Genomic DNA, 19,566 nt, shown 5'->3' with positions numbered 1-19,566 from the left:
TCTTGCGTCCGGACGAAGGGAAAGGAGCCGTCCGTCGGCCTCGGCAGAGGGTTTCCATCGCGCCGGGCGGGAGGTTTCGCGCCTCGTCGCCAGCGCTTCGCCGACAGCCGGCTGCCGCCCGCTGGGCGAGGCCTTCTGTGCTTTCGCGATTCGTTTTATGCTATAATGGGGAGTAAAGCTTAGGCTGCGCACTAGTAACTGGAGCAAGAGGTGAACGGTTTGAAAACCGGTGCAAAATCGATTTTGTGGAGCGTTGCGGCCTTGCTGCTGCTGCTCGCCATCGCCGTACCGCTCGTGAATGCGCTCGTGTTCGCCGTGATGATGGTGCCGGCCGTCGTGCTGTACGCGACGCTGCCGCGGCCCTGGTTCGCCTTGCATATGGCCGTCGTCTACGCGGTCGGGACCATTGTGCTCGGACCGGCCGCTTTGATCGTCGGGCTATTCTTCCTGATCCCGTCCGTCGTGATGGGCCATCTGTACCGCAAGGGCATTCCCGCCCGTCAGGTGCTGACCTCCGCCACGCTGACGCTGCTGGGCTTGTCGCTGCTGGAGCTCCTGCTGGCCGATCTGTGGTTCGGGTTCTCGCTCATCCATGAGATTCGCGTCATGATCGGGGACACGGTGGACGGCTTGAACCGCGAAGGCATCATGCCGGGCACGTGGACCGCGGAAATGACGGAATCGTACATCCAGAATTTGATTCATTCCATTCCGATGGCGCTTATCGTCGCCTCGTTCGTGCTCGCGGTCGCGACGCACGCCATCGCCGGGTCCGCGCTGCGCGCCGGGGGGCTGGCCGTGCCGAAGCTGCAGCCGATCCGGAAATGGATGCTGCCGCGGATTTTCGTCCTGTACTACTTGATCGTTCTTATCGCGGACATGGCGGTGCCGAGCGACGGGACCTCGTTCATGACGGTCGTGCTGCATAACCTGGCGCCGCTGATGAAATTGACGTTCTCCATTCAGGCGATGGGCTTCTTCTTCTTTATTGCGCATGAACGGAGATGGAACAAGGCGATCCCGGTGCTTCTCGCCGTGATTGTCGCGATTTTTCCGCCGTTTAGCCTGATCGGGGTGCTGGACGCGGCGATTCCGATCCGTAAAGCGTTCAAGAAATCGTGACACAGGGGCGGAAACGAACATGCCGAAGTTTCTGATAAAACGATGGCACGGCTTGCACCATTTATGGGCGTTCGTGCTGATGCTGTTGATGTCGATCGCGCTCGCGACGTACGATTGGAAGCTGGGGGTGCTGGGCCTAGTGCTGTCCGGCGCCATCGGCGTCTATTCCGTCCTGGCGGAGCGGGCGTTCCGCCGGGATTTGAAAATGTACCTCGGCACGCTGTCCTATCGCGTGAAGAAGGCGAACCGCGAGGTCATCAGCGATCTGCCGTTCGGGATCATCCTCTATAACGAGGACAAGACGATCGAATGGCACAACGCCTTCATCACGAACATGATGGGACGGGATTCCATCGTCGGCGAGTCGCTGAACGATCTGTTCCCGACGCTGTCGCAGGCCAAGGAGCGCGAGGGCACGGTCGAAGCGTCCATCGGCAGCGCCATCTACGAGCTGATGTTCCGGTTCGACGAGCGGCTGCTCTACGTCCGCGACATCACGAAGCAATGGCAGCTGGCGAGACGGTACGAGGAAGAGAAGCTCGCGATCGGCATCGTGCTCATGGATAACCTTGAAGAGGTCACCCAAGGAATGGACGACCAGCAGCGCAGCGCGCTCATGTCCCGGGCGACGGCGGAGATTACGGAGTGGGCGAACAAGTTCCACGTCTACCTGAAGCGGCTGACGTCGGACCGCTACCTCGTCATCACCGACCAGCGCACGCTGAAGCAGCTGGAGCTGTCGCGCTTCGTGCTGCTCGACGAGGTCCGCGAGATCATCGCGGAGAACAAGATCCCGATGACGCTCAGCATCGGCTTCGCGGCCGGCGCGGAGAGCATCGTGGAGCTCGGCCAATGGGCGCAGACGAGCCTCGACTACGCGCTCGGGCGCGGCGGCGACCAAGCGGCCGTCAAAGTCGGGCAGCGCCAGTCGTTCTACGGCGGCAAGTCCAACGCCGTCGAGAAGCGGACGCGCGTGCGGGCCCGCGTCGTGGCGCACGCGCTGCGCGACCTGATGCGCGACAGCGACCGCGTCGTCATCATGGGGCACAAGATGCCGGACATGGACTCGCTCGGCGCGGCCATCGGGGTGCTCAAGGCGGCGCTGCTGTTCAACAAGGAAGCGTACATCGTGCTGGAGGGCGTCAATCCCGCCATTCAGCGCATGACGGAGATGCTGCGGGAAGACGAGCGCATCGCCAAGCGGTTCATTACGCCGGACCAGGCGCTCGGCATCGTGGACGGCAAGACGCTCGCCGTCGTCGTCGACACGCATAAGGCGTCGATGGTGAAGGAGCCGCGCCTCTTGACCTTGACGGACAAGATCGTCGTGGTCGACCATCACCGCCGCGGCGAGGAATTCATCTCGAACGCGATTCTGGTCTATATGGAGCCTTACGCGTCCTCGACCTGCGAGCTGGTCACGGAGCTGCTGCAGTACATTCACGACCGCGTGCTGCTGGACGTGAAGGAAGCGACGGCGCTGCTCGCGGGCATTACCGTCGACACGAAGAGCTTCTCGCTCCGTACGGGCTCGCGGACGTTCGAGGCGGCGTCGTTCCTGCGCCGCAACGGCGCGGACTCCTCGCTCGTCCAGCGCATGCTGAAGGAAGACTTGGGAGAGTACCTCAAGAAGGCCGAAATGATCCGGCAGGCGGAGATCGTCTACGATCATATCGCGATCGCGGCGACGGAGCAGGGGCGCAAGTATTCGCAGCTGCTCATCGCCCAGACGGCGGATACGCTGCTGAACATGACCGACGTGCTGGCGTCCTTCGTCATCGGGGAGCGGCCGGACGGGCTGATCGGCATCAGCGCCCGCTCGCTCGGCCATATGAACGTGCAGGTGGTCATGGAGCGCATGGGCGGCGGCGGGCATCTGACGAACGCGGCCGCCCAGCTGGAAGGCACCGTGGCGGAAGTCGCGCAGCGCCTGAAGCAGGTGCTGCAAGAAATCGAACAGGAAGAGGGGTTATTCGAATGAAAGTCATTTTTTTGCAGGACGTGAAAGGGCAAGGCAAGAAGGGCGAAGTCAAGGAGCTGTCGGAAGGGTACGTGCGCAATTTCCTGTTTCCGAAGAATCTCGCGAAGCCGGCATCGGACGGCAACCTGAAGACGCTGGACGCGCAGAACGCCGCCGAGAAGCGGAAGAAGGAGCAGGAGAAGACGGACGCGCAGGAGCTGGCCAAGCGCCTGGAAGAGATGAAGGTCGTCGTGAAGACGAAGGCCGGCGAGGGCGGCCGCCTGTTCGGCGCCATCACGAGCAAGCAGATCGCCGAAGCGCTGGAAGCGCAGGGCGTGAAGCTCGACAAACGGAAGATCGAGCTGGACGAACCGATTCGCACGCTCGGCGTGACGCAAGTCTTCGTCAAGCTGCATCCCGACGTGAAAGCGAAGCTGAGCGTACATGCCGCGGAAGAATAATAACGAAGGAGCCAGGGACGCCATGGATGACGGGCTGACGATGTTCGATCGCGTGCCGCCCCAGAACATGGAGGCGGAGCAGGCGGTTCTGGGGGCCGTTCTGCTGCAGACCGAAGCGCTCATCACGGCGATGGAGCGGTTGCGGAGCGAGGATTTCTACCTGCCGTCGCACCAGCTGATCTATGAGGCGATGGTCGATCTCGGCGAGAACAATCAGCCCATCGACCTGGTGACCCTGACGGCCTATCTGCAGGACCGGCAGCAGCTGGAGGAAATCGGCGGCGTCAGCTACCTGGCGAAGCTCGGCAACGCGGTGCCGACGGCGGCGAACGTGGACTACTACGCGCAAATCGTAGAAGAGAAGTCCATGCTTCGCCGCCTCATTCGTACGGCGACGAACATCGTCTCGGACGGCTACGCGGCCGCGGACGACGTCGGGCTGATGCTGAGCGACGCGGAAGCGCGCATCATGGAGCTGTCGAACCGCCGCTCCAGCAGCGGCTTCATCTCTATCCGCGACGTGCTGATGGAAGTCTTCGAACGGGTCGAGCACCTGTATTCCAATAAAGGCGGTTCGACGGGCATTCCTTCCGGGTTCACCGACCTGGATAAAATGACGTCCGGCTTTCAGCGCAACGACTTGATCATCGTGGCGGCGCGTCCTTCCGTCGGCAAGACGGCGTTCGCCCTGAACATCGCCCAGAACGTCGGCGTCCGCTCCCGCGAGACGGTCGCGATCTTTAGCCTCGAGATGTCCGCGGCCCAACTGGTGCAGCGGATGATCTGCGCGGAATCGAACGTCGACGCCGGCCGGATGCGGACCGGGTATTTGGAAGGCGACGATTGGGAAAAGCTAACGATGGCGATCGGCTCGCTCTCGGAAGCCCAGATCTACATCGACGATACGCCGGGCATCACGGTCGCGGACATTCGCGCCAAGTGCCGGCGGCTCAAGAAGGAGCGGGGCCTCGGGATGATCCTGATCGACTACCTGCAGCTCATTCAAGGCCGCGGCAAGGCCGGCGAGAACCGGCAGCAGGAAGTCTCCGAGATCTCGCGGACGCTGAAGCAGATCGCGCGGGAGCTCGAAGTGCCGGTCATCGCGCTGTCGCAGCTCAGCCGGGGCGTCGAGCAGCGGCAGGACAAGCGGCCGATGATGTCCGACCTCCGGGAATCCGGTTCCATCGAGCAGGACGCCGACATCGTCGCGTTCCTGTACCGGGACGATTACTACGACAAGGAATCGGAAAAGAAGAACATCATCGAGATCATCATCGCCAAGCAGCGGAACGGCCCGGTCGGCACCGTCGAGCTGGCGTTTCTGAAGAACTTCAACAAATTCGTCGGGCTCGACCGCACCCACCAGGAGTCGGCTTCCTGACCGGGAACCCGCGCGGCTGCGGGAATGGCGAACGTCGGATGGGCAGGGCGGCACTTATATTTCAATTTCCGAACAATTGTAGGGGCGACCCTGCAATTGTTCGCTTTTTCGTTGACTTTAGCGGACTAAAACGGTACACTAAACATGCTGCTTTCAAGAGGCGGCCGACAGTATCTGTGTACGCGAGCGAATAACTTGTAATGTAATTGGGGGTATATCCATGTCAACGGTAGTTGTAGTCGGAACCCAGTGGGGCGACGAAGGCAAAGGAAAAATCACCGATTTTCTGGCGGACGGCGCCGATGTCGTAGCCCGGTACCAAGGGGGCAACAACGCGGGTCACACCATCATGATCGGCAATAAGAAATATAAGCTCACCATGATTCCGTCCGGCATTTTCAACGAAAACAAAGTATGCGTCATCGGCAACGGCATGGTCATCAATCCGTCCGCCCTCATCGACGAAATCAACTATATTCATGACAATGGCTTCTCCACCGAAAACTTGAAAATCAGCGACCGCGCGCATCTGATCATGCCGTACCACCTCGTGCTGGACTGCCTGGAGGAAGAGCGCAAGGGCGATAATAAAATCGGCACCACCCGCAAGGGCATCGGCCCGTGCTATATGGACAAGGCGGCCCGCAACGGCATCCGCGTCGCCGATCTGATGGACGCCGAAGAATTCGAAACGAAGCTCCGCCGCCTCGTCGCGGAGAAGAACCAAGTGATCGAGCAGATGTACGGCGGCGAGAAGCTGGACGCGGACGAGATCCTCGGCCAGTACCTCGGCTACGCGGAGACGCTGCGTCCGTACGTCGCGGACACGTCCGTCGTGCTGAACGACGCGATCGACGACAACAAGAAGGTGCTGTTCGAAGGCGCGCAGGGCGTCATGCTCGACATCGACCAAGGCACGTACCCGTACGTGACGTCGTCGAACCCGACGGCGGGCGGCGTCTGCATCGGCTCCGGCGTCGGCCCGTCGAAGATCCAGCAGGTCATCGGCGTGGCGAAGGCTTACACGACGCGCGTCGGCGACGGTCCGTTCCCGACGGAGCTGAACGACGCGATCGGCGACCTGATCCGCGAGAAAGGCCACGAGTACGGGACCGTGACCGGCCGTCCGCGCCGCGTCGGCTGGTTCGACACCGTCGTCGTCCGGCACGCGCGCCGCGTCAGCGGCATCACGGGCCTGTCCCTGAACTCGCTCGACGTGCTGTCGGGCCTCGAGACGGTCAAGATCTGCACGGGCTACAAGCTGCGCGGCGAGATCATCGAGCATTACCCGGCCAGCCTGAAGCTGATCTCCGAGTGCGAAGCGGTCTACGAGGAGCTGCCGGGCTGGAGCGAGGACATCTCGAACGCGAAGACGCTGGAGGACCTGCCGGCGAACACGCGCCGCTACGTCGAGCGCGTCTCCGAGCTGACGGGCATTCCGATCGCGATTTTCTCCGTCGGCCGCAACCGCGAGCAGACGAATCCGGTCATGCCGATTTATATCTAAATCACCCCACTAGCAAGAGGGCTGCGAGCGATCGCGGCCCTCTTTCTTTTTTGCGAGAGCTGAATGGCCCGTCCGTCCCGTGCCCATACTGGGAAGTAGAGGCGATAGGCCAGGACCATCACAGCCGCGGGTTGGCAGGCGGCATAGCAAAGGGTGATAGACATGTGGAAGATTACGGGGAAAGTCGCGGCGGCGGTCGGGAAGCTGGCGGCGGCGGCGCTGCTGATCAGCTTCCTGTCGATCTGGACGACGGGGTACGTCGTGAACAGCTACGTGGAGACGCTGCTGAAGCAGTTCCATATTCCGCTCGAGCAGCAGCCGTTCGCGCTCAGCGGGCTGTGGGGCGAGATGTGGGGCGCCGATCCCGGGCTGAAGGATGGCGCGAAATCGAACGCGGCCGATCGCGCGAAGGAGACCGGCGATCCGGCGGCGGGCAGCGGCGACGCGAGCACGGACGACGGGACGTCGAAGGCGGGCAGCGGGGACGCATCGGACGCCGGCGGCACATCCGGCGGCACGGACAAGACGGGCGCATCGGACGCCGGCAGCGGCAGCGATGACGGATCGGTCGACGCGTTCGGCGACCTGCCGCAGGGCGAGCTGAGCGACATCGGCGGCGGCACGGGCCCGAAAGGCAACAGCGGCGCGGCTTCCGGCCAGGATAGCGCGAGCTCCGGGGATGCGGCGGGCGACGCGGCGAAGGACGGCGTGGCGATGTCGACGGACGAGATCAATGCCACGAAATCGCAGATCAGCGACGCCGACAAGGAGAAGCTGTTCGGCGTGATGAATAAGCTCCCGCAGGAGGCGTGGCAGCAGATTTCGACCTACATGGAGAACGGGCTGACGGCCGAAGAAATGACGAAGGTCAAGCAGCTGATGGCGCAGTATTTGGACCGCACGGAGTACGATGAAATGTCGTCGATTCTGAGCAAATATTAATCTCCCGTAAAGGGTCGTCCGGTTGAACCCCCATGGAGCGTTATGATACAGTAAGGAACGTGACCGACGATGTAGAATTTACCTTGTCGGATCCGCTCTAAACTTGGCAGCATAACGCGAAAAGGAGACGATCATGACCTTTTTTACGGACAAGGGTCGATTCCGAAAGGCATGGAACTCGTTCCGGGCATCTTTTCGGCGCGTAGGCCCTCGACAGGACAATCGGTTGACTGACATAGAAAGCGGCTCGACGCGGCGCATGCTGCGGAAGAAACCGCTAGTGCTCGCGGGAAGCGCGGTCGTCGTGCTGACGATCGCCGGCTTCAGCGGGGCGCATTACGTGAAGGCGCACACCGTGGATTTCGTGGAAGTGTATCAAAACGGCAGCTTGATCGGCGAGGTCGCCTCGAAGGATCAGGTCGCGGATTTCATCGAAGAGACGCAGGCGAGGCTGGATGCCGGCAACGGCGGCATACATATGGTACTGGAGACGGGCGAGATCACATACGGGCATAAAAGCGCTTACAAAGCGGAGCCGGATACGGCCGACACGCTGCAGAAGCTTGGCGGCTTGTTCGCGTCCCACGCCACGGGGGTGGCGCTTATGATCGACGGCAAGCAGATCGGCGTCGTGAAGGACAAGGCGACCGCGGACGCGCTGCTGCAGCGGGTCCAGGACAAGTACGCGCCGAAGGCGAAGTCGGCCAAGACGGAAGTGACGGCGCTCGCGTACGCGGCCGACGGCAGCGTGAAGTCGAAGACGGCACTTAAGTCCGTGAAGGTGCTGGAGAAGGTCGCGACCAGCGAGAAGGACGTGCAGCCGGCCGACATCGCCGATCCCGAGCAGCTGTACCTGCAGCTCATCAAGGGCACGGTGAAGCCGAAATCCTACACGGTGCAGGACGGCGACTGCGTGGGCTGCATCGCGCAGAAGTTCGATATCTCGCCGCAGGTCATCTACGAGCGGAACAAGTGGATCAAGGACGACGTGATCAAGGTCGGCGACGTGCTCGACTTGACCGTTCTGCAGCCGGAAATGACCGTGCAGACGGTCGAGAACGTCACGGAGACGGAATCGATCGAGCCGAAGACGGTCTACCAGAAGAACAGCAGCTTGAAGAAGGGCGAGCAGAAGGTCGTCCGCCAGGGGCAGAGCGGCAAGAAGCAGCTCGTATACCGGCTCGTGAAGCAGAACGGCTATCTGATGAGCGAAGAGCTGATCAGCGAAGTCGTGCTCGAACCGTCCGTGCCGGCGATCATCATGAAGGGCACCAAGGACGTGGGCGAAGGCACCGGGCAGTTCGCTTGGCCGGTCACCGGCCACCGCCTGACGAGCTATTTCGGCATGCGCTGGGGCGCGCTGCATCGCGGCGTCGACATGGTCGGCAACCACAACATCATGGCGGCGGACAACGGCGTCGTAACTTTCGTCGGCACGCGTCCGGGTCTTGGCAACTGCATCATCATCGACCATAAGAACGGCTACGAGACCTGGTACGGCCACCTGAGCAAAATCCTCGTGAAGAAGGGTCAGACGGTCAACCAAGGCTCGAGCATCGGCGTCATGGGCAATACCGGACACTCCTTCGGCACGCATCTGCATTTCGAGGTGCACAAGAACGGCGAGCTGCAAAACCCGCTCAAATATCTATAATCCGAAATTTGGAAGCTTGAAACACCGCCCGGCCCATCGGCCGAGGCGGTGTTTTGCGCTTAGGACTCGCTCGTTTGGCCGAAATTAAGCGTATTCGCCGTTTTTCGCCCAAATCTCCCCTGATATGAGCGAACTTTCATTGGGAACGGACATGCCGCTATGGTAGAATAAAGGGAGATTGCTTATCGAATGGCGGTGTAGCGATGCACGGTAAAATCTTAGTGGTCGACGACGAACAACCGATTGCGGATATTATAAAATTCAACCTGGAGAAGGAAGGCTATCAAGTCATCTGCGCCTTCGACGGGGGCGAGGCGGTCCGGCTGGCGTTCGAAGAGCTGCCGGACCTGATTTTGCTTGATCTGATGCTGCCCGTGAAGGACGGCATGGACGTCTGCCGCGAGGTGCGCACCCGGCTGCAGACGCCGATCATCATGCTGACGGCCAAGGACACGGAGCTCGACAAGGTGCTCGGGCTCGAGCTCGGGGCGGACGATTACGTGACGAAGCCGTTCGGCACGCGCGAGCTGCTGGCCCGCGTGAAGGCGCATCTGCGCCGGACCAAGAGCGAGCCGGCAGCGGCGCCCGCTGCGGCAAGCAGCGTCTCGGGGGCGGAGGGATCCGCGCGGTCGGACAAGCAAGGGCTGGCGATTTTCAACCTGTTCATCGATACCGACATGTACGTCGTGTATAAGGACAACGAGCCGCTCGATCTGACCCACCGCGAGTACGAGCTCGTGTATTACCTGGCCCGCAACAGCGGCAAGGTCATGACGCGCGAGCATCTGCTGCAGGCGGTCTGGGGCTTCGAATACTTCGGCGACGTGCGCACCGTGGACGTGACGATCCGACGGCTCCGCGAGAAGATCGAGGACGATCCGAGCCGGCCGGAATATATTTTGACGCGGCGCGGACTGGGGTATCTCATGCGCAATCCGAAATCCGGAGGGTACGGCTTCGGATGAGCGGGGGCATACGGTTCTTCCGCACCATTCAGGTCAAGCTGATCATCATCTACGTGCTGCTCATTCTGATCGCGATGCAGCTGATCGGCGTCTACTTCATCAGCACGATGAAGACGTCGCTGACGTCGACGTTCACGAACAACATGAACGAGCAGGCGAACCTGCTCTCCGAGATCGCGGCGCAGACGCTGTCCAATCAGCCGGAGAAGCCGGGCAGCTCCGACGACCAGACGCGCGAGGAGTACCTGGCGGTGCTGGTCAGCAACCTGTTCAGCATCAACGAGGCGGAGATTCAGGTGATGGACGCGAGCGGGAAGGTGCTCGCGACGTCGTCGCAATCCCATCAGTCGTACATCGGGAAGAAAAACACGTCGCTTGCCGTCAGCCGCGCGCTGCAGGGCATCCGCGACAACGAAGAGGAAATCATCGACGAAGACGGGCTGCGCAAGAAGGTCATTGCGAAGCCCGTCGTCTATAGCGATAAAATCGTCGGCGCGGTCTACCTGGTCGCGTCGATGAAGGACCTGTACCGGACGGTCGACCGGATCAACCGGATCTTCATGTCCGGCATGCTGTTCGCGCTCGGATTGACGGGCGTGCTCGGCATCCTGCTCGCGACGACCATCACGAATCCGATCAAGGCGCTCACGCGGCAGGCGGCGGGCGTCGCCGAAGGGAGGTTCGACCAGCAGGTACCGGTGCTCGGGGACGACGAGATCGGCCGGCTATCGGAAGTGTTCAACAACATGACGATGCGGCTGCGGGACGCGCTCTCGGCGAACGAGGAGGAGAAGGAGAAGCTCGCTTCGATCCTCGCGAACATGAGCGACGGCGTCGTGGCGGCGGACGAGCGCGGCTACGTGATCATCAGCAACCGCCGGGCGCAGGAGATGCTGCGCCGGGAGAACTGCGAGGGCGTGCGCCTGAACGAGCTGTTCGGGCTCGAGGAATCGCAGCTCAAGGCGCTGCCGGACGGGAGCGACCAGCCGCAGGTCATCTATCATATGCAGGCCGAGGGCGAAGAAGAGGACGAGCTGCTGCGCGTGACGCTGACGCCGATCCACCGCCGGGAGCACGGGATCTCCGGCACCATCGCGGTGCTGCAGGACATTACGGAGCAGGAGCGGCTCGAGCAGTCGCGGCGGGAGTTCGTGGCGAACGTGTCCCACGAGCTGCGCACGCCGCTCACGACGATCAAGAGCTACGCGGAGGCGCTCGACGAAGGCGCGATGGAGGAGCGGGAGCTCGGACAGCGCTTCGTCGGCGTCATCCGCAACGAGACCGAGCGGATGATCCGGCTCGTCACCGACCTGCTGCACCTGTCGCGGCTCGACTCCAACCAGGCGCCGCTGCGCAGGCAGCAGACGAACGTGCCCGAGATGCTCGAGGAAGTGGCGGACCGCTTCTCGTTCCAGATGCGGAAGAAGGCGATCCGCGCGAACGTCCGGGTCGAGGACGGCATCAAGACGGTTTGGCTCGACCGCGATCAGATCGACCAGGTGCTCGACAATCTCGTGTCCAACGCGATCAAGTACACCCTGGACGGCGGGCGCATCGAGATTTCGGCCCGGAAGCAGGAGACATCGGCGATCGCGATCAGCGTGAAGGACACGGGCATCGGCATTCCGAAGCGGGATCTCGGGCGCATCTTCGACCGGTTCTACCGCGTCGACAAGGCCCGCTCGCGGAGCATGGGCGGCACCGGGCTCGGGCTGTCCATTGCCCGGGAAATCGTCAAGGCGCACGGCGGCTCCATCTCGCTCGACTCCGAGCTGAACGAGGGGACGACCGTGACGGTCGTGCTGCCCTTGATGAGCGGAGGTGAGACGGCATGATCGACCGCGCGAAGACCGCGATTCTGACCGTGCTCGTCGTCGTTAGCCTCATCCAGAGCTACCTGCTCGCGTACAGCATGCCGGGGCTCGGCGTCACGGCGTCGCCGCAGCAGGGGTACGTGCCCGCGGAGGCGATGGGCAAAGAGGAACAAGTGGAGAACGTGATCTTCCCCGAAGACATGGTGCTGCACCTGGGCAAGGCCAAGCACACGGTGCTGTATCCGGCGTCGAATTTCTATAATTTGATCTTTGAGAAAATCAAGAGCCGCGAATTCAAGGGCTTCCAGCGCGCCGCCGTCTCCACCGTCGATTGGAACGAGGTTCGGGACGGCGACCAGGGGATCGAGCTGCGCTTCGGGCGCGGCGTGCCGATGGAGCTGCTGAGCAAGGTGCTCAAGCTCGAAGGCGACGCGCCGTTCATGAACGACGTCGTCGACCGGATCTGGATCTACGCCGGCAGCGACGGCGAGGAGGTGCGGACGTACTTCTTCAGCGCCGACAATATGACCGTCTACGAGTCGGTGAAGGCCGACTTGACCGCGCAGGACGTGCAGATGTACGTCGGGTACGGAGAGTATCAGGTGAATTACAAGCGGATCGGCCAGGACCTGTACCTGCCGGAAGGGCCGGTGGAGGCGAGCGTCTCCGTGGTCGGCTACGACAGCTATACGCCCGAGCAGATGCAGAGCTACCTGTTCATCGACCCCGGCGTGACGCGGACCATCAGCGACCGCAACGGCTCGCAAATCTACACGGACGGCAAGCGCGGGCTGCAGATCGAGCAGAACGGCCGCTGGCTCAGCTATACCGACCCGGTCGCGGTGCAGGGGCAAGGCGACAACGAGAGCCAGAATGTCTACTCCGCCGTGCAGTTCGTCAACCAGCACGGCGGGTGGGACGGGATGCACCGCTTCGTGCACGCCGGCGACCTCGGGGGCGGCCATGTGCTGCGCTTCCAGCAGTATTACGGTTCGTTCCCGGTCATTCCGATGGAGCCGTTCCTGTTCGGCAGCATGAAGCTGCGCCTGCAGGAGGGCGTCGTCTCGGAATACGAGCGGTCGATGCTCACGCTCAAGAGGAAGCCGGACAAGCGCAGCGTGCGCTGGCTGCCGGGCGGGGACATGCTCGCGAGCGCGCTCACGGGCTACGCCCGCAAGGCGGACGTCGTCGCGCTCTACCCGGCGCTGCTCGCCCATCCGACGGACGACAAGACGCTTACGCTCGATCCGGTTTGGGCGGTGCGCCTGGGCGACGATACGCAGGAGGTGCTGCTCGAAGCGATCCCGGGCGGCTACAAGCCGCTGCCGGGCGAGCCGGGCGGCGCGCCGCTCGGACAGCCGGGCGCGGGCGGCGGCACGAATACGAGCTCGAGCGATAGCGGCGCCCATGGCAGCAGCGCCCATGGCAGCGTCGGCATCGCCATGGGCGGGCTGCCGCAGCGTCTGACGGCGGCGCGGTAGGCGGGCGCCGCGGGCCGGCAAGCGCGCAGGCAGCGATGCATATGGCATGGGCGGCCAGCTTTTCACATAGAGAAACGGTCAATCGAAGGGGATGTCGGTATGGACTGGGGCAGGGCGAAGAGTGTGCTGATCGTCGCGTTTTTGCTGCTCAATCTCGTGCTTGGATACCAGCTCTGGTCCAACATCCGGGAGGGCCGGGACGCCAGCACGGACGTGAACGATTTGCGCCCGGAGACGCAAGCGCTCATGAAGGAGAAGGGCATCAAGCTCGACACGAGCATCCCGTCGGAGACGCCCGAGCTGAAGGATCTGACCTTCCGCGCGAAGACGAAGCTCGGCGGCGGCGAGCGCCGCGAGCTGCAGACGCCCGTGGACAGCAAGGCGGTGTTCAACGAGAAGGAGCTGCTCGCGAGCCTGGGCGGCGTCATCCCGGATTTGAATAAATACGCGTTCGGCGAGAACCTGGACAGCGAGTTCGTGTTCTACCGGACGGTCGAGGGCCGGCCGATGTTCGACGTGAAGCTGGAGCTGTTCTACAGCAACTTGAAAATCACCGCGTACAAGCAGGACGTCATCGAGGTGCTGCCGTCCGAGAAATCGACGGCGCAGGCGGTGCTGCCGGCGACCAAGGCGCTGGCGACGCTCATCGAGAAGCAGCTGCACGACGGCGCGGTCATCAAGGAGATCAAGCTGGGCTACCACGGGCAGATTTTCAACTCGGACGTGCAGGTGTCGGCGCCGACGTGGCGGGTGCTGCTGGAGGACGGCGGCCAGTTCTACATGAACGCCATCAGCGGCGAGGTCGTGACGGAATAACGGACGAACGGCTCGGGGAGCGGCTTCGATCAGCAAGAGGAATGACAGAGGGCATGCAGCTCGGCCGGACATGGGACCGGCGGGCCGGAGCGGGGAAAGGACAGGTTTGGGGAACCTATGGGACTACGATTTACGGTATTGGGAAGCGGTTCGACGGGAAACGCGACGATCGTGCGGGGGCAGGACGCCACCGTGCTGGTCGACGCCGGGCTGAGCCTGAAGCGGCTCGAGGAATTGATGCGGGAGCAGGGCGTGGCCGGCCATGAGATCGACGCGGTCGTGGTGACGCACGAGCATTCCGACCATATAAAAGGGCTCGGCGCGTTCGCGCGCAAGTTCAACGTGCCGATCTACGCCAACGAGGCGACCTGGGGCGCGCTGGAGCGGCATGTCGGGCAGATCGGAAACGAGCAGCGCGTCGTCGTCGAGACGGGCGAATGCGTCAATTTCGGCGCGCTGCGGGCGACCTCCTACGCGATCTCGCACGACGCGGCGGAGCCGGTCGGCTACGTGTTCGAGGAGGACGGGCTCAAGCTGAGCCTCGCCACCGATCTGGGCTACGTCAGCGACAAGGTAAGCCGGATGATCGAGGATTCCGACGTGCTCGTGCTGGAGTCGAACCATGACGTGAACATGCTGCGGATGGGGCGGTATCCGTGGAACATCAAGCGGCGGATCCTGAGCGACGTCGGGCATCTGTCCAACGAAGCGGCGGGGGAAGCGCTGTGCCAGCTGATGACGGACCGGACGAAGCGGGTGTACCTGGCGCATCTGAGCCTCGACCACAATTTGATTGATTTGGCCCGGATGACGGTGAATGAAGTGTTAGAGAACAACGGGCATTTCTTCAAGAAGGACGAGCATCCGCTGCGCGAGACGTATCATGACCGGCCTACGGCATGGGATGAAGTGAGGCGGAAATAAGCTCGTCCAGCTCGGCGTCGAGCGAGCGCATCTTGAGCTCCAGCTCGTCCGGGGCGAGAATGCCTTTGTCGACCAGCAGCTCCGTCAGGGCGCCGATCGTGAGCAGGGCGCGGTAATGGTCTTCCTTGAGATCGGCCAGCTTGGCGGCGAGGTTGAGCTGCTCGAGCGCGTCGGATGCTTTGCGCGGCATGGGCGGTTCCTCCTTCGGGGGCGAGAGATTGTATAGCGATGCGTCTTCTTCTACTACTAGTGTAGTCCAATCTACCGATAACATTCCTAGATTCGCAAAATAATGATCTTGATGTCCCCGGGCGTCGGGAGGAGCGATTAGACATGAGCTTATTCGATGATGATTTCTATTCGACGCGCGTCTCGCGGAGAGCGCGGGCGTCGTTTCTGGCCAGGAAGGAGGCGCCGTTCAGGCGCCGCCGCCTTCGGTGGACGCCCGCGAAGCTCGTCGTCGCCTCGTCGGTCGCCGGCGCGGCCGCGGCCGTGCTCTTGTTCGGGCTCTTCGCCGGCTTCGACCGCGGGGATCATGTGGTGAGCGCCGTCGCCGGGGTCACGAAAGTCGGCATGAACGAGAGCGGGGATCCGCTCGAGAAGACGATCACGGCCGCGGCGAAGGTCCGGCCGGCGGTCGTGAGCATCATTAACGAGCAGGCGGTGCCGGCCGGCGCGGCGGGCGGCGGCTCGGGCGGCTCCGGTGCCGGGGGCGACGATGCCGGGCTGCAGCAGGCGGCGCTCGGGTCCGGGTTTATTTTCGAAATCGTGAAAGGCAAGGCACATATCCTGACGAACAACCACGTCATCGCCGACGCCGCGGCCGTGAAGGCCGTGCTGAGCAATGGCGACACGCGCGAAGCGAAGATCATCGGCAAGGACGACATCACGGACCTCGCCGTGCTGGAGATGGACGCGAGCGGCATCGACGCGGTGGCGAAGTTCGGGGAGTCGGACGACCTGCGCGCCGGTCAGTGGGTGATGGCGATCGGCAATCCGCTGGGCTTAAGCGATTCGCTCTCCATGGGCATCGTGAGCAAGACGAAGCGGATCATACCCGTCTCGCTCAGCCAAGACGGCAACTACGACTGGGAGCAGGAAGTCATCCAGATCGACGCGTCGATCAACCAGGGCAACAGCGGCGGCCCGCTGATCGACCTCGACGGCAACGTCGTCGGCATCAACAGCATGAAGATCGCCGATTACGGCGTCGAAGGCGTCGGCTTCGCGATCCCGTCGCACCAGGCGCAGCCGATCGTGGACAGCCTGCTGAAGTACGGCAAGGTGAAGCGGCCGTATCTGGGCGTGTACACGATGGACCTCGCGCAGTATTTGGCGCAATCGGCGGCCGCGGACGATAGCGTGGGCAGCAGCCCGGGCGACGGCAAGAGCGGCGGCGGCGACGACGACGGCGGTTCGGCGGGCGGCCTCGAGCCGGGCACGGGCGGCGAGGAAGGCGCGCCGCCGGGCGCGGGCGGCGACGACGGCACGATCACGGTGCCGCGCAGCGAGCTCAAGCTGCCGGACGGCGTGAAGGACGGCGTCGTCGTCCTGCAAGCGGTCGGGCCGGCGCAGGAGGCAGGCCTTCAGCTCAACGACATCATCGTGAAGCTGGATAACCAGCCGATCGCCAGCACGCTGCAGCTGCGGAAGTACCTGTACGGGAAGAAGAAGATCGGCGACGACATCGCGGTCACCTACTACCGCGACGGCCAGAAGGCGGCGGCGACGTTTAAGCTCGAGGAAAAAACGGAAGACTAAGCGATACCATCGCAAAGGCGAATCAGTTCGTGGCAGCGCCCGGAAGCGGGACCTGGCCTCACGGGCTGATTTTTTTGCGCCGATTGCGTACAATGGATGTAACGGACTAGATGAGAGTTGGAGGACAAGCCTGTATGTATTGTGTATGCAAAGAGCACGTGGAGCTGGCGATCGACAAATTCGTGGACGAGTATGAGGACGCGCCGGACATCGTGGACCTCGTGAAGACGAAGTTCGCGGAATGGGAAGCGCCGGCGACGTGCGAGATGCCGCGGTGCGAACATATCGCGGAATACTTGGTGGTGTAACGGATGCATATTCAAATCGCCGCCGTCGGCAAGTTGAAGGAGAAGTACCTCGCGCTCGGCATCGCCGAGTATGCGAAGCGGCTTGGCCCCTACGCGAAGCTGACGCTCACGGAGGTGCCGGACGAGCGGGCGCCCGAGACGATGAGCGCCGCCGAGGAAGCGCAGGTCCGCGAGCGCGAGGGCGAGCGGCTGCTCGCGCAGCTGAAGCCGGACGCCCATGTGATCGCGCTGGCGCTGGACGGGGAGCTCTGGTCGAGCGAGGACCTCGCCGGCCAGCTCGATTCGTTAGCCACGTACGGGCGGAGCCACGTGGCTTTTGTCATTGGCGGGAGCACCGGGCTCGCGCCCGCCGTCTTGAAGCGCGCCCGGCAGAAGCTGAGCTTCGGGCGCATGACCTTGCCGCACCAGCTCATGCGGCTGGTGCTGCTGGAGCAGGTGTACCGAGCGGTGAAGATTAACCGGGGGGAGCCGTACCATAAGTGACGGCGAAATTTATCATAAAACAAGAGTGGAGATACAGTTCATTGGTAGGCAATTAGTGGAAATTTTAGAAGAGATCTATTTTAAATGAACGGATTGGCGTGTTAATGCCGGAGCCGAACACAGCTAGTGATCAGAATTACGTGAATCTTGATTTCAAGCCGGCACCAAACGACAAAGCGCATATGAGCGCATTGCACCAGGCAATTAGAAGCTTTCATATCATAAAGGTATGGAAACCGAACGTAAACTGGAATCGATGGGTCTTTTCCTCAAAGGATATGTCTGGTATGCATACGGCTACTGTCTTACCCTGAAGGATTTCCGCGTATTCCGCGTGTCCCGGATAGGAGAATTGAAGATCTTTTGTGAGGCGGGATTTTTCGCTGCAAGATGTCGAACGACAATTCATGAACAAGCCGATTTTAAGAAGGTGCAAGCGGTATTAAGATTTCAACCGGAGATGAAAACCCGGGTATGCGATGAATTCGGCTTCGACCAATGAAAAGAACTCCCGGTAGGATACTAGACTGCAGCCGGGTTCGAGGCCTGGTCTTCAGGTCATTCCGGTTTGGCATTCCCTGGTATATCCTTTCCTTATGATTGTTAACAAGGAAGGATTTGACCGCATGAGATCTATCAAGAACCGCAAAACGAGTTTGGGGCTCATTATTCTCGTCTATTACCTCGTTACCTCAATCGGAGCGCTGCTGTTGGGCTTTGTTCAGCCCGCGCTTGGCGTACCCGAGGTTGTCATTCAATTGACTCAATTTGGTCCCGCGCTGGGAGTGCTATCCATTCTGCTCCTCTGGCCGAGGGAGAGGCAACAGATGATTAACCTCGACTTTCGGTACTGGCCGCTTAAGCCGCGGAAGCTAATCTCATTGGCCGTGCTAATCGCAGGCACGTTTGCCGCTGCTTGGCTTTGGTACGCAGTCACCGGCCATTCGGTCGCCTATACCTCTCCTGCTTCCTTATCGCATCCGTTCTGGATCATTGTGGTCGCCCAATTCATAGGAGCGGCGGGCGAAGAGGTGGGTTGGCGCTGCTTCCTGCAACCGACGCTACAGAGCCGAATCGGCACCTTCCCGGCCTCCATCGTCGTTGGCATTGTGTGGGGCGTCTGGCATATCGGCGTTTTCGCCGAAGGTTGGGTTTATGCATCGCTCTTCATTCTATTCGCCGTCGCCCTCTCTGTCATACTCGGCGAACTGTTAAGCGATGCTAGAGGTGGGAGGCTCTTGCTGGCCACTTCGTGCCATGCCCTGTTTAACCTAGGGTTGCTCCTCTGGTTCAACGAGGAGGACGGTAGCCGCTTGGCGATGGGTACATTGGCCACGGCATGCGCGATCGCCGCCGTCATCGTTATGGCGATCAGACGCGGGAAGCGGGCCGGGACCAGCGCCGTCCATCTACAGACTAAATCGGCGAGATAACCATGAATCAACTGAGGGTAACTAAGACCTTTGTGGCAGGGAGCGGAGGAATCGGGTAGGGGACGCTCGAGACGGAGGAGATATTGGGGTATTCGTCGTACTTTCTGACCGTGATTAAAGAATGGGCATACGCCGGTATTTTCTTTGAAATGACTGGCGCTACCGCATCGCATGCATTCGCGGAGGACTGTGGGGCGTATGCTACCATATGCTCACCACCATTGGTTTTGCAGCCCTGACGATCGTCTCGTGGGCATCGCGTCCGAAGAACCGCAAACTTTAACTGACAAGGCGTTTATGTTACAAGACAAGTTGCCGGTTCTTGGGGTGTTATGAATGTGCGGCAGGCATGAGAAGATATTGGAAGAATAATCCCCAATAAGTTGAATGAAGAAGAATATCGCCAGAGGAGAGATGGAAATGTCCGAAGCCGACTGTAATTAGCAGTCGGCTTCTTGTATTTTCCAATGCGAGCGGATATTTAAACAAAACCTTCAAGAACAACCTTACCAATCGTCTTATTGCTCTCCAATAGCTTGTGAGCTTGACGAAGG

The 19,566-nt window shown here is 61.6% G+C and carries 19 protein-coding genes; 17 read left to right on the top strand and 2 right to left on the bottom strand.

Annotated features, from left to right (window positions below):
- The first annotated feature begins 219 nt into the window (after positions 1 to 219).
- From BMZ79_RS32685 to BMZ79_RS32630, 12 genes are all read left to right on the top strand, one after another.
- Complete coding sequence (locus BMZ79_RS32685; protein ID WP_090649236.1) at positions 220 to 1,122, top strand: DUF2232 domain-containing protein; 903 nt, start codon at positions 220 to 222, stop codon at positions 1,120 to 1,122.
- A gap of 19 nt (positions 1,123 to 1,141) precedes the next feature.
- The gene (locus tag BMZ79_RS32680) at positions 1,142 to 3,103 is read left to right on the top strand and encodes a DHH family phosphoesterase (RefSeq protein WP_090649233.1); all 1,962 of its coding nucleotides are present in this window, start codon (positions 1,142 to 1,144) and stop codon (positions 3,101 to 3,103) included.
- On the top strand, positions 3,100 to 3,543 hold the full coding sequence (rplI, locus tag BMZ79_RS32675; protein ID WP_090649231.1) for a 50S ribosomal protein L9: 444 nt from the start codon (positions 3,100 to 3,102) through the stop codon (positions 3,541 to 3,543). The genes BMZ79_RS32680 and rplI overlap by 4 nt, the downstream gene beginning before the upstream one ends.
- A gap of 22 nt (positions 3,544 to 3,565) precedes the next feature.
- The gene (gene dnaB, locus BMZ79_RS32670) at positions 3,566 to 4,924 is read left to right on the top strand and encodes a replicative DNA helicase (RefSeq protein WP_090649228.1); all 1,359 of its coding nucleotides are present in this window, start codon (positions 3,566 to 3,568) and stop codon (positions 4,922 to 4,924) included.
- Positions 4,925 to 5,144: 220 nt separating this feature from the next.
- On the top strand, positions 5,145 to 6,431 hold the full coding sequence (locus BMZ79_RS32665; RefSeq protein WP_090649225.1) for an adenylosuccinate synthase: 1,287 nt from the start codon (positions 5,145 to 5,147) through the stop codon (positions 6,429 to 6,431).
- Positions 6,432 to 6,593: 162 nt separating this feature from the next.
- On the top strand, positions 6,594 to 7,373 hold the full coding sequence (locus BMZ79_RS32660; protein ID WP_090649221.1) for a hypothetical protein: 780 nt from the start codon (positions 6,594 to 6,596) through the stop codon (positions 7,371 to 7,373).
- A 259-nt stretch (positions 7,374 to 7,632) separates the two neighbouring features.
- Complete coding sequence (locus tag BMZ79_RS32655) at positions 7,633 to 9,027, top strand: peptidoglycan DD-metalloendopeptidase family protein (RefSeq protein ID WP_256253306.1); 1,395 nt, start codon at positions 7,633 to 7,635, stop codon at positions 9,025 to 9,027.
- A gap of 203 nt (positions 9,028 to 9,230) precedes the next feature.
- A complete protein-coding gene (yycF, locus tag BMZ79_RS32650; RefSeq protein ID WP_090649215.1) occupies positions 9,231 to 9,992 on the top strand; it encodes a response regulator YycF in 762 nt (253 codons plus the stop codon).
- Positions 9,989 to 11,827: a cell wall metabolism sensor histidine kinase WalK gene (gene walK, locus BMZ79_RS32645; RefSeq protein ID WP_090649212.1), complete on the top strand. Its 1,839-nt coding sequence runs from the start codon at positions 9,989 to 9,991 to the stop codon at positions 11,825 to 11,827. Before yycF ends, walK begins: the two co-directional genes overlap by 4 nt.
- Positions 11,824 to 13,287: a YycH family regulatory protein gene (locus BMZ79_RS32640; RefSeq protein ID WP_090649209.1), complete on the top strand. Its 1,464-nt coding sequence runs from the start codon at positions 11,824 to 11,826 to the stop codon at positions 13,285 to 13,287. Before walK ends, BMZ79_RS32640 begins: the two co-directional genes overlap by 4 nt.
- A 99-nt stretch (positions 13,288 to 13,386) precedes the next feature.
- Positions 13,387 to 14,103 carry a two-component system regulatory protein YycI gene (gene yycI, locus BMZ79_RS32635; protein ID WP_090649206.1) on the top strand — a complete coding sequence of 239 codons (717 nt, stop codon included), beginning with the start codon at positions 13,387 to 13,389 and terminating at the stop codon, positions 14,101 to 14,103.
- Between the two features lie 117 nt (positions 14,104 to 14,220).
- The gene (locus BMZ79_RS32630) at positions 14,221 to 15,027 is read left to right on the top strand and encodes an MBL fold metallo-hydrolase (RefSeq protein WP_090649203.1); all 807 of its coding nucleotides are present in this window, start codon (positions 14,221 to 14,223) and stop codon (positions 15,025 to 15,027) included.
- Here the strand turns inward: BMZ79_RS32630 and BMZ79_RS32625 are convergent.
- Entirely contained in the window at positions 14,996 to 15,217 is a 222-nt protein-coding gene (locus BMZ79_RS32625; protein WP_090649200.1) for a hypothetical protein, read from the bottom strand. The genes BMZ79_RS32630 and BMZ79_RS32625 overlap by 32 nt on opposite strands.
- Before the next feature lie 143 nt (positions 15,218 to 15,360).
- On the opposite strand from BMZ79_RS32625, the gene BMZ79_RS32620 reads away from it, so the two are divergent.
- From BMZ79_RS32620 to BMZ79_RS32600, 5 genes are all read left to right on the top strand, one after another.
- Complete coding sequence (locus BMZ79_RS32620) at positions 15,361 to 16,788, top strand: S1C family serine protease (RefSeq protein ID WP_090649197.1); 1,428 nt, start codon at positions 15,361 to 15,363, stop codon at positions 16,786 to 16,788.
- 134 nt (positions 16,789 to 16,922) lie between these two features.
- Positions 16,923 to 17,096, top strand: coding sequence for a CxxH/CxxC protein (locus BMZ79_RS32615; RefSeq protein WP_090649194.1), 174 nt, complete (start codon positions 16,923 to 16,925; stop codon positions 17,094 to 17,096).
- A gap of 3 nt (positions 17,097 to 17,099) precedes the next feature.
- A complete protein-coding gene (rlmH, locus tag BMZ79_RS32610) occupies positions 17,100 to 17,579 on the top strand; it encodes a 23S rRNA (pseudouridine(1915)-N(3))-methyltransferase RlmH (protein WP_090649192.1) in 480 nt (159 codons plus the stop codon).
- Positions 17,580 to 17,808: 229 nt separating this feature from the next.
- Positions 17,809 to 18,081, top strand: coding sequence for a WYL domain-containing protein (locus tag BMZ79_RS32605; protein WP_090649189.1), 273 nt, complete (start codon positions 17,809 to 17,811; stop codon positions 18,079 to 18,081).
- A gap of 94 nt (positions 18,082 to 18,175) precedes the next feature.
- On the top strand, positions 18,176 to 19,012 hold the full coding sequence (locus BMZ79_RS32600) for a CPBP family intramembrane glutamic endopeptidase (protein ID WP_218154858.1): 837 nt from the start codon (positions 18,176 to 18,178) through the stop codon (positions 19,010 to 19,012).
- 330 nt (positions 19,013 to 19,342) lie between these two features.
- On the opposite strand, the gene BMZ79_RS34910 is transcribed toward BMZ79_RS32600, so the two are convergent.
- Positions 19,343 to 19,566, bottom strand: a 224-nt coding sequence (locus BMZ79_RS34910) for a hypothetical protein (RefSeq protein WP_218154857.1), incomplete at its 5' end; no start/stop codon positions are given.

It is taken from the genome of Paenibacillus sp. UNC496MF, assembly GCF_900113915.1.
Lineage (GTDB): Bacteria > Bacillota > Bacilli > Paenibacillales > Paenibacillaceae > Paenibacillus_Z > Paenibacillus_Z artemisiicola.
Note: the sequence above shows the minus strand (reverse complement) of the source record. Positions and strands in the feature narration are given on the sequence as shown.